Annotated in this window: 12 protein-coding genes; 6 read left to right on the top strand and 6 right to left on the bottom strand. The window is 62.0% G+C overall.

Going from position 1 to position 13,304, the window contains the following annotated elements; genetic code table 11:
- The first annotated feature begins 253 nt into the window (after positions 1-253).
- Positions 254-2,104 carry an AsmA family protein gene (locus AC0L2R_RS21630; protein ID WP_473511430.1) on the top strand — a complete coding sequence of 617 codons (1,851 nt, stop codon included), beginning with the start codon at positions 254-256 and terminating at the stop codon, positions 2,102-2,104.
- A gap of 68 nt (positions 2,105-2,172) precedes the next feature.
- Here the strand turns inward: AC0L2R_RS21630 and AC0L2R_RS21625 are convergent, their stop codons facing one another.
- From AC0L2R_RS21625 to AC0L2R_RS21605, 5 genes are all read right to left on the bottom strand, one after another.
- Entirely contained in the window at positions 2,173-2,991 is an 819-nt protein-coding gene (locus AC0L2R_RS21625) for an ABC transporter permease (protein WP_287065432.1), read from the bottom strand.
- Positions 2,988-3,962 carry an ABC transporter permease subunit gene (locus AC0L2R_RS21620; protein ID WP_473511429.1) on the bottom strand — a complete coding sequence of 325 codons (975 nt, stop codon included), beginning with the start codon at positions 3,960-3,962 and terminating at the stop codon, positions 2,988-2,990. The genes AC0L2R_RS21625 and AC0L2R_RS21620 overlap by 4 nt, the downstream gene beginning before the upstream one ends.
- Positions 3,963-3,970: 8 nt before the next feature.
- Positions 3,971-5,110, bottom strand: coding sequence for an ABC transporter ATP-binding protein (locus AC0L2R_RS21615; RefSeq protein ID WP_091595229.1), 1,140 nt, complete (start codon positions 5,108-5,110; stop codon positions 3,971-3,973).
- 75 nt (positions 5,111-5,185) lie between these two features.
- A complete protein-coding gene (locus AC0L2R_RS21610) occupies positions 5,186-6,283 on the bottom strand; it encodes a polyamine ABC transporter substrate-binding protein (RefSeq protein ID WP_473511428.1) in 1,098 nt (365 codons plus the stop codon).
- Positions 6,284-6,640: 357 nt separating this feature from the next.
- Positions 6,641-7,594 carry a DMT family transporter gene (locus tag AC0L2R_RS21605; RefSeq protein ID WP_473511426.1) on the bottom strand — a complete coding sequence of 318 codons (954 nt, stop codon included), beginning with the start codon at positions 7,592-7,594 and terminating at the stop codon, positions 6,641-6,643.
- Positions 7,595-7,847: 253 nt separating this feature from the next.
- Between AC0L2R_RS21605 and AC0L2R_RS21600 the strand changes: the two genes are divergently transcribed.
- The gene (locus AC0L2R_RS21600) at positions 7,848-8,639 is read left to right on the top strand and encodes a class I SAM-dependent methyltransferase (RefSeq protein WP_473511424.1); all 792 of its coding nucleotides are present in this window, start codon (positions 7,848-7,850) and stop codon (positions 8,637-8,639) included.
- A gap of 43 nt (positions 8,640-8,682) precedes the next feature.
- Here the strand turns inward: AC0L2R_RS21600 and AC0L2R_RS21595 are convergent, their stop codons facing one another.
- Entirely contained in the window at positions 8,683-10,137 is a 1,455-nt protein-coding gene (locus AC0L2R_RS21595) for a helix-turn-helix domain-containing protein (RefSeq protein WP_473511423.1), read from the bottom strand.
- Between the two features lie 243 nt (positions 10,138-10,380).
- Between AC0L2R_RS21595 and aceA the strand changes: the two genes are divergently transcribed.
- From aceA to AC0L2R_RS21575, 4 genes are all read left to right on the top strand, one after another.
- Complete coding sequence (aceA, locus tag AC0L2R_RS21590; RefSeq protein WP_473511421.1) at positions 10,381-11,670, top strand: isocitrate lyase; 1,290 nt, start codon at positions 10,381-10,383, stop codon at positions 11,668-11,670.
- Positions 11,671-11,733: 63 nt separating this feature from the next.
- Positions 11,734-11,976: an SMc00767 family acetate metabolism repressor gene (locus AC0L2R_RS21585; protein WP_027156310.1), complete on the top strand. Its 243-nt coding sequence runs from the start codon at positions 11,734-11,736 to the stop codon at positions 11,974-11,976.
- Positions 11,977-12,246: 270 nt separating this feature from the next.
- Positions 12,247-12,660 (top strand): ANTAR domain-containing protein, encoded by a 414-nt coding sequence (locus AC0L2R_RS21580; RefSeq protein WP_236473010.1) that lies wholly within the window; start codon positions 12,247-12,249, stop codon positions 12,658-12,660.
- A 195-nt stretch (positions 12,661-12,855) separates the two neighbouring features.
- Positions 12,856-13,299, top strand: a complete 444-nt coding sequence (locus tag AC0L2R_RS21575) for a Fur family transcriptional regulator (RefSeq protein WP_473511419.1) — start codon at positions 12,856-12,858, stop codon at positions 13,297-13,299.
- Positions 13,300-13,304 lie beyond the last annotated feature (5 nt).

Below are 13,304 nucleotides of genomic sequence, written 5' to 3'. Positions count from 1 at the left end.
ACGCGCTTTAGACTTTGTTATTATCATGTCGTTATCCGAAAACGTTGCGCATTTTGGCGACATGCATTGGCATCGCTTATGCATATCGCAGCGCAGCAGAGCAAGATTTTGTTCGGCCGAGCGACGCGGATGTGCGCAAATGCCATCGCTGGGCTATAAAGACTTGAAATGCGTCAGCCCTAAGTCGTAGGTAAACGACTGGGGTTACACCCGTCGGGCGATTTTTTGTCGGAACGGAAGCATACGGGGCGACATGCCATCACCTTTGATCCGGCGCGGAATATGGGCGATCGGCGTTGCCGTGATCGTCATCGCGCTGGCCGTTGCCGCCCTGCCGCTCGTCGCCTCGACCCGTATCGTGCGCGACCGCATCGCCTGGGAAATGAGTGCGTGGAGCGGTTTCAGGGTCACCATCGACGGCGCGCCACGGATCGAGGTCTGGCCGAATTTCCGTGCCATCCTGGCCGACGTGACGCTTTCGCAATGGACAGAGACCGACGCGCCGCCGGTGATCGAGGCTGAACGGGTCGAGGTCAATCTCTCCGCCATGGCGGCGTTGCGTGGCAATGTGGTGTTCTCGACGGCGCGGCTGATCCGGCCGACGATCAGGGTTCAACGCGCAGCACATGGATTTTTCCTGCCCGCCCTGCCTTCGGGCGGGCGCATCACCCGTTCCATCGACGTCGCTCGCGCCGTTGTCAGCGCCAATCCAGCCAAGCCGGACCTCAGCAAGCTGCCGGCTGATCCGTTCGGCACCGTGGAGTTCAGGAACGGCCGCGTGGTGACTTCCGTCGATGGCAAGGACGCTGAGATACTGAGCAGCCTGAGCGGCCAGGCGAACTGGGCCGCAATGAACAGCAATGCGACGCTGTCGGCGACCGGGATCTGGCGCGGCGAAAGCGTCGCCGTGGATGCCGCATCGTCAAACCCGCTGGTGCTGTTTGGCGGAGGTGCGGCGCCGATGACGCTTTCCTTCAAGGCGGCCCCTGCCAGTTTTTCGTTCGACGGCGTGGCCAGCATGTCCGAGAACGCCTATTTCGACGGCCAGGCAAAATTTGCCGCACCCTCGCTCAGGCGCGCGCTCGAATGGTCGCGGGCCGGCATCGCGCCGGGCGCAGCAATTGGCTCGGTTTCCGTTTCCAGCAAGCTCACGGCGACCTCCGGCCGCATTAAATTCGAAAACACCGAGATCGCCCTGGACGACAATCCGGGAATGGGTGCGCTGGATTTCTCCTTTGGCGAGGCGCGGCCGGTGATCGCCGGTACGCTCGCCTTCGAGACGCTCGACCTGCGGTCGTTTCTCTCCGCCTTCGCACCCCTGGCGCCCGCGAACGGCGCTGGCCCCGGCGAAATCGACATAAGCGTCGCCGACCGCATCGATCTCGATCTCAGACTGTCGGCAGCGCAGGCCACCGCAGGCGCCATCCAGCTTGCCGACGTCGCCGCGGCTGCCCAGGTCAAGAACGGTCTTGCCGTCTTCGATATTTCCGATGCATCGGCCTTTGGCGGCAACATCCAGAGCAGCCTTCGTTTTGACCGCAAGCCGGAAGGCACGCAGGTCGAGATCAGGCTGCTCGCCTCCGACATCGACGGCGGCGCTTTTGGCACCGCAGCCGGAATGACGCGACTGGTGCCGATTGGCACGGGAACCGTTTCCGTCATCCTCAAGGGGCCGGGCAGAACCTGGGATTCCATTTTCGAAAATGCCGACGGCTCGGTTTCGGCGAAATTCGGCCAAGGCGCGTTGAGCCGGTTCAACCTGCCGGCGTTTCTCAAACACAACGAACAGGGCGGGTTCTTCGCGCTCGACGATGTCTCCGACGGAACACTGCCGATCGACGGGGCCGAACTCAAGGCGAGCATTTCGAACGGTGTGGCGAAGATCGACAAGGCCGAAGCGAATTCGGCGAAGTACAAGATCTGGCTTTCCGGTATCGCCTCCTATGCCGGGCGCGGACTGGCGCTGTCCGGCGGCATCATTCAGGCGGACCAGCCAGCCACGCAGACAAATAGCCAAGGTCCCAACCAGTCTTCGTTCTTCATCGGCGGAACGTGGAGCACGCCGTTCATTTCGCCGATAAGCCGCGGGGTATCCGGCGAGTAAGCAACGAAGCTGCTGCGGTCGTCGTCAGAAGTGCTTCCTGCCGGCTTTTGCTGCTGCCGCCCCTTTCGTCACCCACGCTGAGCGGCCTGCTCGTCGCGCTGGCGCTGGACCTCGCGCCGCTTGTTGGCGAGCGAAGCGATGATGACGCCAACCGCCACAACCGCGATCAGGATTGTGCAGGCGGCGTTGATCTCCGGCGTCACGCCGAGACGAACCTGGCTGTAGATCTTCATCGGCAGCGTGGTGGCGCCAGGCCCTGAGGTGAAGCTGGCGATGACCAGATCGTCGAGCGACAGTGTGAACGCCAGCATCCAGCCGGACACGATCGCCGGCATGATGACCGGCAGCGTGATCTGGAAGAAGGTCTTCACCGGCGGCGCGCCAAGATCCATCGCGGCTTCTTCGAGCGAGCGGTCGAACGTGATCAGGCGCGACTGCACGACGACGGCGACGAAGCACATGGTCAGGGTGATGTGGGCAAGCGTGACGGTGACAAAACCGCGGTCGAGACCGACGGCGACGAAGAGCAGCAGCAGCGACAGGCCGGTAATGACTTCCGGCATGACCAGCGGCGCAAAGACCATGCCGGAAAACAGCGTCCGGCCCTTGAAGCGCGTGTAGCGCGTCAAGGTGAGAGCCGCCAGCGTGCCGAGCACGGTCGCCACGGTGGCCGAGATGACGGCGACACGGGCCGTTACCCAGGTGGCGTCCATGAGACCCTGGTTGTGGAACAGCGAGACGTACCATTTGGTCGAGAAGCCGCCCCAGACGGTGACCAGTTTCGATTCGTTGAAAGAGAAGACGACGAGCAGGACGATCGGCAGGTAAAGAAAGGCAAAGCCGAGCACGATCGAAGTGATGTTGAAGCGGCTCCAGGTCGGGTTCATCTGTCCTGCTCCTGGGCGCGGGCCTGGGCCCGCTGGAAGAGCATGATCGGCACGATCAGCAGCAACAGCAGGATGACGGCGACGGCCGAAGACACCGGCCAGTCACGATTGGCGAAGAACTCGTTCCACAGCGTCTTGCCGATCATCAGCGTCTGTGAGCCGCCGAGCAGGTCGGGAATGACGAATTCGCCGACGGCGGGGATGAACACCAGCAGGCAGCCGGCGATGACGCCGGGTAGCGACAGCGGAAAGGTGATCTTCCAGAAGGCGCTGGTCGGTGGGCAGCCGAGATCCTTGGCTGCCTCGATCAGCGAATAATCCATCTTTTCCAGCGACGAATAGAGCGGCAGCACCATGAACGGCAGGTAGGAATAGACGATGCCGATGAAGATCGCCGTATAGGTGTTGAGGATGATCAGCGGCTGGCTGATAACGCCGGTGGCGAGCAGCAGTTGGTTGAGCAGCCCCTCAGGCTTGAGGATGCCGATCCAGGCGTAGACCCGGATCAGGAACGAGGTCCAGAACGGCAGGATCACCAGCATCAGCAAAGTCGGGCGCAGCATCGCCGGGGCGCGCGCCATGCCGTAGGCGATCGGGTAGCCGACAAGCAATGTCAGCACCGTCGAGATGGCGGCGACGATGACGCTGGTCACATAGGCGTTGACGTAGAGCGCGTCCTGCGTCAGCCATGTGTAGTTGTCGATGCTGAGCTCATTCAGCTGGGCGAAGAAACCGGCAAGGCCGTCGCCGAAGCCGAGCACCGGCGTGTAGGGCGGTATGGCGATCGCGGTCTGCGACAGCGAGATCTTGAAGACGATGACGAACGGAACAAGGAAGAAAAAGACCAGCCATAGATACGGGATGAGGATGACAAGACGGCCAACGAAGGCCTCTCCCAGCCTGGCCAGGGCGGATTTGTCCGCAGCGGTGGCTCGAGAGCTTGTTGCAGCGGTGACAGCGGCATTCGACATGGCCGCCCCTATCGCGTCAGCACGACGCCGGCATCCGGCCGGAACGACACCCAGGCACGGTCGTTCCAGCTCAGCGGATCCTCGGTGATGCGGGCCGCGTTCATCGTGCTCGCTCGCACCACCTGGCCGTCGTCCAGCCTGACGTGATAGACGGTCATGTCGCCGAGATAGGCGATATCGTAGACCTCGCCCTCGATGGCGTTGACGGCGCCGGCCGGTCTCGTCGACGATATCCTGATCTTCTCCGGCCTGATCGCGAAGGCGACGGCCGCGCCAGTTGCGGCATCGCCGGCATGCTCGGTGCGGATGGTGATGCCGTTGCCGGCATCGATGCTTGCCGCACCCGCCTCGCCATGCGCAATCTTGCCTTCGAACATATTGACGTTGCCGACAAAGCCGGCGACGAAACGGGAGCCCGGCGCCTCGTAGACTTCCGCCGGCGTCGCCACCTGCATCACCTCGCCTTTGTCGATGATGGCGATGCGGTCGGCCATGGTCATCGCCTCTTCCTGGTCGTGGGTGACGACAACGAAGGTGAGGCCGAGTGACTGCTGCAGATCCATCAGCTCGAACTGGGTTTCCTCGCGCAACTTCTTGTCCAGCGCGCCCAACGGCTCGTCGAGCAGCAGCACCTTCGGCCGCTTGGCGACCGAGCGGGCAAGCGCGACGCGCTGGCGCTGGCCGCCGGACAATTGGTGCGGCTTGCGCTTGGCGAACTGCTCGAGCTTGACCAGCTTCAGCATCTCTCCAACGCGCGCCGCGATCTCGGGCTTCGGCATGCCGTCCTGCTTGAGGCCGAAGGCAATGTTGTTCTCGACCGTCATATGCGGGAACAGCGCATAGGACTGGAACATCATGTTGACCGGCCGCCGGTATGGCGGGATGCCGCGCAGATCCTGGCCGTCGAGCAGGATGCGGCCGGCGGTCGGCTCCTCGAAACCGGCGAGCATCCGCAGAAGCGTCGACTTTCCGCAGCCGGATGCGCCGAGCAGGGCAAAGAACTCGCGCTCGAATATGGTCAGCGACAAATTGTTGACGGCAGTGAAGTCACCGAACTTCTTGGTGACCTTGTCGAACTGGATGTACGGCTTGGCGTTCGGATCGTTCCATGGCGCGAAATCCCTGCGGATGCTGCCAAGCGATTTCATGTCCCACTCCGTGCTCGCGTTCTATCCCCAGAAGACTTGACCCCGGCAGCACCTGCCGGGGTCGCTGATTGTCGCTTACTGCCCGGTGACGATCCTGGTCCAGGTGCGGGTGACGACGCGCTGGGTCTTGGAATCATAGGGGGTGATGGTGAACAGTTTCGCCAGCGTCGCCTCGTCCGGGTAGATCGCCGGATCCTCGAGTATCTCCTTGTCGATGAATTGCTGCGACGCCTTGTTGCCATTGGCGTAGAAGACGAAATTGCTCGCCTTGGCGATGACTTCCGGCTTCATCATGTAGTTCAGGAATTCATGAGCTTCGGCGACATGCGGCGCGTCGGCCGGGATCGCCATCTGGTCGAACCACATTTCGGCGCCTTCCTTCGGCACGGAATAGGCGATCTCAACGCCCTGGTTTGCTTCCGTCGCACGGTCGCGCGCCTGGAACACGTCGCCCGACCAGCCAACGGCCAGGCAGATGTCGCCATTGGCCAGCGCGTTGATATATTCAGACGAGTGGAACTTGCGGATGTAAGGCCTGACCTTCAGCATCACTTCTTCGGCCTTGGCGAAATCGTCCGGCGATGTGGTCTCGGGATCGATGCCCAGATATTTGAAGACGTTCGGCAGGATGTCGCTCGGAGAATCGAGGACAAAGACGCCGCAATCCTTCAGCTTGGCCAGCTTTTCCGGGTTGAAGAACACGTCCCAGCTGTCGATCTTGTCGGTGCCGAGCGCTTCCTGCACTTTCTTGACGTTATAGCCGAGGCCGACCGTGCCCCACATGTAGTTGATCGAATATTCGTTGCCGGGATCGTACTTGGTCGTGCGCTCCGAAACGACGTCCCACATGTTGGAAATGTTGGGCAGCTTCGACTTGTCGAGCTTCTGGAACACCCCTGCCTGGATCTGGCGTGCGAGGAAATTGGCGGTCGGTACGACAACGTCGTAGCCGCTGCCGCCGGCAAGCAGTTTCGTCTCAAGCAGCTCGTTGGAATCGAAGGTGTCGTAGGTGACCTTGATGCCCGTTTCCTTGGTGAAGTCGTCGATGATCGAGCTGTCGATGTAATCCGACCAGTTATAGACGTTGACGACGCGCTCCTGGGCATGAGCGCCGAGGGGGAAAAGCGCCAGAAATGCCGAGGTCGCCGAAAGCCAGAATGCTTTGCGGATCATGCGTCTCTCCTTTGATGAGTGTTCCATCGCCAGCTCGTCGCGGGGCTGCGCGGCTGGGCGTTTGCTTCAGATTATTGGGCTTTCCGACAAGCGACAAGCGCGAACCGCCAACACGACAGCGGTTCGATGCGCAACGGCCGATCCCCCGGTTCCTTTCTCGTGATCCAGGTGGCATTCCGGCGCCGTCAAAGGCTCTCGCCACGGCGCGGGCAGGGATACGACGATGTTGTCCGGTCTCGGTCGGGCCGGAGGGGAGACTTGGCAAGATGAGCCTGTCTTGTTGTTGCCGTATTGACAGCCTGCCCGCGCGGCTGCGCCATTGTCAATGGCTCATCTCGCTTTGGCGCGTGCGCTGCATCAATTAGGCGACGGCATACCGGTGACACCCGGCCGCACCGGCCGCGTCTGACGCTTGAATTCGAGCCCGATATGGACGAGCAGCGCCGTGACCACGACCGTTCCGCCAAGGATGGTGCGTCCGGACGGCACCTCGGAATGGATGAGCCAGACCCAGATCGGGCCGAGGATCGGCTCGAACGTGCCGAGCAGTGCTGCGACAGCAGCCGGAACCAGCCGGGCGCCGGTGGCGAAAAAGGCAAGGCCGAGACCGAGATTGACCACGCCGAATGCAAACAGGAAGCCCATGTCGCTGCTGGAAACGCCGAATTGCGATGCCTGCGACGCGGCGAATGCGGCGGCAATCATCGTGCCGAGGCAGGTCGCCGGCGTCATGCGCACATGGGCAAAGCGTCGCGTGATGACCGTGGCGATCGAAAACATCACGGCGATAAGCAGCGCCAGGCCGTCACCAATGGGCGACACCGCGCCATCGAGCGATTCCGATACCATGATGGCAACGCCGGCAATGACGGCGGCAATCGCCACCCAGGTCGCCAAGGCCACCCGTTCGCGAAACAGCACCCAGGCAAACAGCGCCGCCAGGAGCGGCACGCCAGCCTGCATCAAAAGGATGTTGGCGACAGTGGTGTAGGCAAGCGCCACGACGAATGAGGTCGATGCGGTGGCGAAGCAGAACGCCACGGCAAGGCCGGGCAGGCCCATGCCGCGGAACAACCTCACCGTGCCGTGCCAGCCGTCGCGCCAGACCATGAAGCAGAAGAGGAAGGCGGCGGCCCAGACCGAGCGCCAGAACACCACCGTCCAGCTGTCTCCGGCGTCGATGAAACGGGCGATGGCGCCACCGAAACTCCACATCAGCGCCGACAGGAAAATCAGCAGGAAGCCGACACGCTCGTCACGCGGCGAGACGACAGGCGAAACGGCTAACGGTGATGATGATATATCGGTCATGATTGCGACTGTCGGCGATTTCGAGGCAACACGATGCATAGCAAACGACAGAAACGTGCATACATCGCGTAACGCAAAGACGAAGATCGGGCGTGATCCAGCACCGTGTTCCGTTTGGCGCACCGACGAGCGCACAGACGAGGCAAGACGGTCGTGCGGAGCTGGCAGGGATAGTTTACGATGCGTGGCTGGACGGCTGCTGCACGACAAGAGACGTCCTGTGACGACGTGAATTGTATTTTGGGGCGACCTTATGGATGAGCCATTCTACAAGACAGCGGCGATTGGCTATGACGAGCTGTTCGCCCGCGCAACGAACTCGTTCATTCCATCCTTGCTGAAGGCAGCGCAAATCGCGCCTGCCCATCGGGTGCTCGATGTCGCGACGGGTACAGGAGCAGCAGCGCAAGCTGCAGCGATCGTGGTAGGCCCATCCGGCTCTGTGATTGCCGGCGATATCTCGCCGGCCATGCTCGAAACTGCCAAACGCAATTTGAAGAACCAGCCAATCACCCTCGCAACGTTTGACGCTCACGCGCTCCTTTACGAGGATTGTCGGTTCGATGCGGTGATCTGTCAGCTTGGGCTCATGTTCTTCTCAGACCCGCTTGGAGCGCTTTCGGAGTTTCGTCGGGTTCTGCGCCCCAACGGCTGGACTGCAGTTAGCGTGACGACGACGCCGGAGCGCTCGCTGTTCGCCAGAATAGGCGCGGTAATCGCCCGTTGCGCCCCTGAAAAAGCTGAAAAGCTAAATCGCTTCTTCTCCATCCCTGACGCGACATGCTTGCATTCCTTGCTCCACCGCGCCGGGTTTCAAGAGATTTATGTCCAGCTTGAAACTCGGCCCATCAAATTCTCATCTTTCGACGATTATTTCAGCGGAATCACCAAAGGAGCAACATTGAGCGGTCAGGAGTATGTCCAGCTTGCTCCAGACATGCAGGTCACAGTGCGCGAGGAAGTCTGGCGCGGGCTGGCTTCGCCGAGCGTTGGAGAGCCGCTGACGATTGAGATGGACGTTCTGATAGGCAGCGGTGGGCGATAGAACAATGCGCCGCGGCGCAATTTGATGGAAACGCTGTGCCCGTCTACTGAAAATCGAAGGCGCTTAATCCGGTCACCATTTCGTCGAGGCCGAGCGGGCGTGTCACCGGCGGCTCGGCGCGGGCGAGGCAGCCGATGCGTTCGCACAGCCGGCAGGCCGGGCCAACCGGCGTGGCCGGATTTGTGCCCTGTCCGGCTTTTCCGGCCGCAGCGGCAGCCGGCCCCGGCAGTGCTGCGCCATAGACGATCTCATCACGAAAGCCGATGTCGCAGCCGAGCAGAAGCGCGGTACGGCGCGGGCGCTCCGCAAACGAGCCTTGTGGCCCCTCGAGCGTGCGGGCAACGCAGAGGAATTCGGCGCCGTCCGGCATTTCCACCGCCTCGACGAAGATCTGGGCGGGCTGGGTAAAGGCGGCATGCACGGGAAGCTTTGGACAGCCGCCGCCGAAGCGGCTCTGCGGAAAACCCTGGCTGCCAGCCTTGCGGAAGCGGTTGCCGGCATTGTCGACCTCGAGCATGAAGAAGGGCACGCCCGGCGTGCCCGGCCGCTGCAGCGTGGTCAACCGGTTCGCCGCCTGCTCGAAGGAGACGCCGAAGCGCGAGCGCAGCACGTCGATGTCGTAACGCGCGCGTGTGGCGGCTGCGTGAAAGGATTGATAGGGCATCATCAGCGCGTGGGCAGCGTAGCGGCCAAGCTCGAAGCGGGCGAGCCGGCGGGCTTCATCCGTGGTCAGCTTCAGCGCCTGGATCTCGCTTGCCACGGCGACCGTCATGCGGATCAGGCAGGCCTCCATCGCCACCTCGCGCAACTGATCGAACGGCGACAGGCGCTCGGACAGGAACAGACGCTGCGAATGGCGGTCGTAGCGGCGGCGCCAGTTCGGCATGGTGGCGACCGGCAGCACCTTGACGACGATGCCGTATTCGCGCTTCAGCCAGGCCTTCAGCGCACCGAGCAGGTCGTCGCCGGGATCGAGCACCGAAATGAATGCCTCGGCCTCCTCTTCCAGCGCGGCAAAATGGTTCGGACGGCGCTCGAAAATCTCGTGCACCTCGTCGATCGGCAAGCGGGCGCCGGACAGCGCCGTCGCTTTGCCCTCACGCGCCAGGAGTTCGTTGAGGTCGGAAAGGCGCTCGGCCTGCTCGCGATAAGCGCGAAACAGTTTTATCACCGCGGCGGAAGCGTTGGGCGCCGCCTCGGCAAGCTCGATCAGCTCCTGGTCGCCAGGCAATTCGCCGACCAGCAGCGGATCGGAAAACACTTCCTTCAGGGCGGTGACCGACCCCCTCGCCTCCCCCTGCAATTCATGCGGGTCGACCTTGTAGACAGATGCCAGCTTGAGGATCAGCTGGACCGTCAGCGGCCGCTGGTTGCGCTCGATGAGATTGAGGTAGGACGGCGAGATGCCGAGCCCTTCGGCCATCGCCGTCTGGGTCAGGCCCTTGGCGCTGCGGATGCGGCGGATGCGCGGCCCGGCGAAGATTTTTTGATCGGCCACTCGGCTGTCCTTGACAGAATTTACATGACTCCCGCGCGGCGCTGCCATGCCGGCCTTACAATCGTAACAAATTTACAGCGCCTGACTGTCAAACGCAACACAGGTTTTCCCCTATTTTCCAGCCAATCTTCTGGTTTTCCTCGCCTGGCCCGCGCCAAAATGTAAATGCTGTCATACCAAAACGGCGCAGAACTTTTCATGAGGCGGCGTTTCTATCCCAACAACGATCTGACGGAGCGACCAATGACTGATTTTTACAACTTCGTCCCTTCTGCGCCGGAAGGCCGCTTCGACGGCATCGAGCGGCCCTACTCGCCGGACGATGTGAAGCGGCTGCGCGGTTCGGTCCAGATCCGGCAGAGCCTCGCCGAAATGGGCGCCAACCGGCTCTGGAAGCTCATCCACGAAGAGGATTTCGTCAACGCGCTCGGCGCCATGTCGGGCAACCAGGCGATGCAGCAGGTCCGGGCCGGGCTGAAGGCGATCTACCTGTCCGGATGGCAGGTCGCGGCCGACGCCAACACCGCATCCGCCATGTATCCGGACCAGTCGCTTTATCCCGCCAATGCGGCGCCCGAACTGGTCAAGCGCATCAACCGCACCCTGCAGCGCGCCGACCAGATCGAGACCTCCGAAGGCAAGGGGCTTTCGGTCGACACCTGGTTCGCGCCCGTTGTCGCCGATGCGGAAGCCGGCTTCGGCGGACCGCTCAACGCCTTCGAGATCATGAAGGCCTTCATCGAGGCGGGTGCCGCCGGCGTCCACTACGAGGACCAACTGGCGTCGGAGAAGAAGTGCGGCCATCTCGGCGGCAAGGTGCTGATCCCGACCGCCGCACACATCCGCAACCTCAACGCCGCGCGGCTTGCCGCCGACGTCATGGGCACGCCGACGCTGGTCGTCGCGCGCACCGACGCGGAAGCGGCAAAGCTGCTCACCTCCGACATCGACGAGCGCGACCAGCCCTTCGTAGACTATGGCGCCGGCCGTACGGTGGAGGGCTTCTATCAAGTCAGGAATGGCATCGAGCCCTGCATCGCACGGGCCGTCGCCTACGCGCCCCACGCCGACCTGATCTGGTGCGAAACCTCCAAGCCCGATCTGGCGCAGGCCAAAAAGTTCGCCGAGGGCGTGCACAGGCACCATCCCGGCAAGCTTCTCGCCTATAATTGCTCGCCGTCGTTCAACTGGAAGAAGAACCTCGACGATGCCACCATCGCCAGGTTCCAGAAGGAACTCGGCGCCATGGGCTACAAGTTCCAGTTCATCACGCTGGCCGGTTTTCACCAGCTCAATTTCGGCATGTTCGAACTCGCCCGCGGCTACAAGGCACGTCAGATGGCGGCTTATTCCGAACTGCAGGAGGCTGAATTCGCGGCGGAAGCCCACGGCTACACCGCGACCAAGCACCAGCGCGAAGTCGGCACCGGCTATTTCGACGCCGTGTCGATGGCGATCACCGGTGGCCGGTCTTCGACGACGGCCATGCATGAATCGACCGAGCACGCCCAGTTCAAACCGGCGGCGGAATAGCACGAACGCAACAAAATAGAGGCAACGCCCCAAAAGGGTAAAAAATACGCAAGGAGAAGACCAATGGCATCGATAAGCCGCGTCAAGGAACGGGCCGAAGAACAGGCCACCACGATGACCGTCGACCAGCAGGCGACCATCCGCATGCTGGCCAACGACCTGCACAGGCTCAACCAGTCGGTGATGAAGGCGGTCGAGGCCGGTGTGTCGGTGGAACTGGTGCGCTCGGCACGACACCATGGCGGCGACGGCAACTGGGGCGACCTGCTGATCCCGGTCATCGTCACGCAGCGGAGCGTCGGCTGATCGAAATCCCTGCTGGCGGAGGCGGCATCACCTGCGCAGTTCTCTGCGCAGGTGATTTGCACTTGCACAACCAGTTTGCATGCACGGCCAGAAAAGAACTTGCTTTAAATTCTAACCTTTCTTGCGATGTTCTCGACGCCGGCCATTTCAGCTTGACATAGGCAGCGATCTCACGGCAATTGTTTCCAAGGTACAACCCTGCATTGAAACTAGCGAGTGCCCGCCCTGCTCATGCGCACCTTGAATCGCACTGTGAACCAGTTGAGTTTGATGAGCCGGAATGTGGACCCCGAAATGCTCACCGACTTCACCCGCGTGCTCGTCGTCGGAAAATCGCCGGTCAACCGGGTGGTGGTTTCGAAAATCGTCGAACGGTCCGGGCTCAAACCGATCTCGGAATCGCCCGAAACGGCGGCAACGACGCTGCGCTCGCTGATTCCCGGAGCGGTCGTCCTCGATGGCGGAGCCGACAACAAGGACTGCGACGCACTGATGTCGCGTATCGACGCGCTGCGGCGCATCTCGGGCAGATCGCGTCCCTCGGTGATCCTGCTCTCGACCAAAAGCGGCACGCCGGAGAGCCTCGGCCTGTCGAGCGTCGTCGATGCGGTGGTCGTCAAGCCGATCACGACCGAACGGCTGCAGCCGGTGATCGACCATTTGATCGGGCTCGGACGCAGCTAGCCGGCGTCCTATCCGGCTCCTTCCTCGCTTCTTGCGATCGGATCTGGATATCTTGTGTCAGTGTCTGACCGCCTGACAGCGAACCCAGTCCGATGTCCTTTTGCAATTGCGACGCATCTGGGATAGCACCTTCGAACAAATCCGCAGGCATGTTCCGACTTCGCGACATGGCTGTCGATATTGGCGGATCGTGACATGTCCTCAGAACAGACCATCGCCGCGCTTTGCAGGGAACTCGGACTGCGCATCACCGGTCCGCGCCGCGTCATCATGCGCGTTCTATCCGAATCCAGCGACCATCCGGATGTGGTGGAACTCCATCGCCGTGTTGTCGCCATCGAGCCGACGATCGCGCTCGCCACTGTCTATCGCACCGTCAGCCTTCTGCGCGAAAAGGGCATTCTGGAGCGGCACACCTTTGGCGATCGGCGCGCCAGATACGAAACCGTCCCCCGCGAGCATCACGATCATCTCATCAACATCGAGACCGGAGATGTCATCGAGTTCCAGTCGGCGGAGATAGAGCGGCTCCAGGAGGAAATCGCTCGACAGCACGGATTCACGATCATCAGCCACAGACTGGAGATCTACGTGAAGCCGATCCAGAAACAGCGTCGCTCTCGTCAAACCAAGGAATGACCGCC

Source organism: Mesorhizobium sp. WSM4820 (genome assembly GCF_055811075.1).
This window is presented reverse-complemented; position numbering and strand designations above follow the sequence as displayed.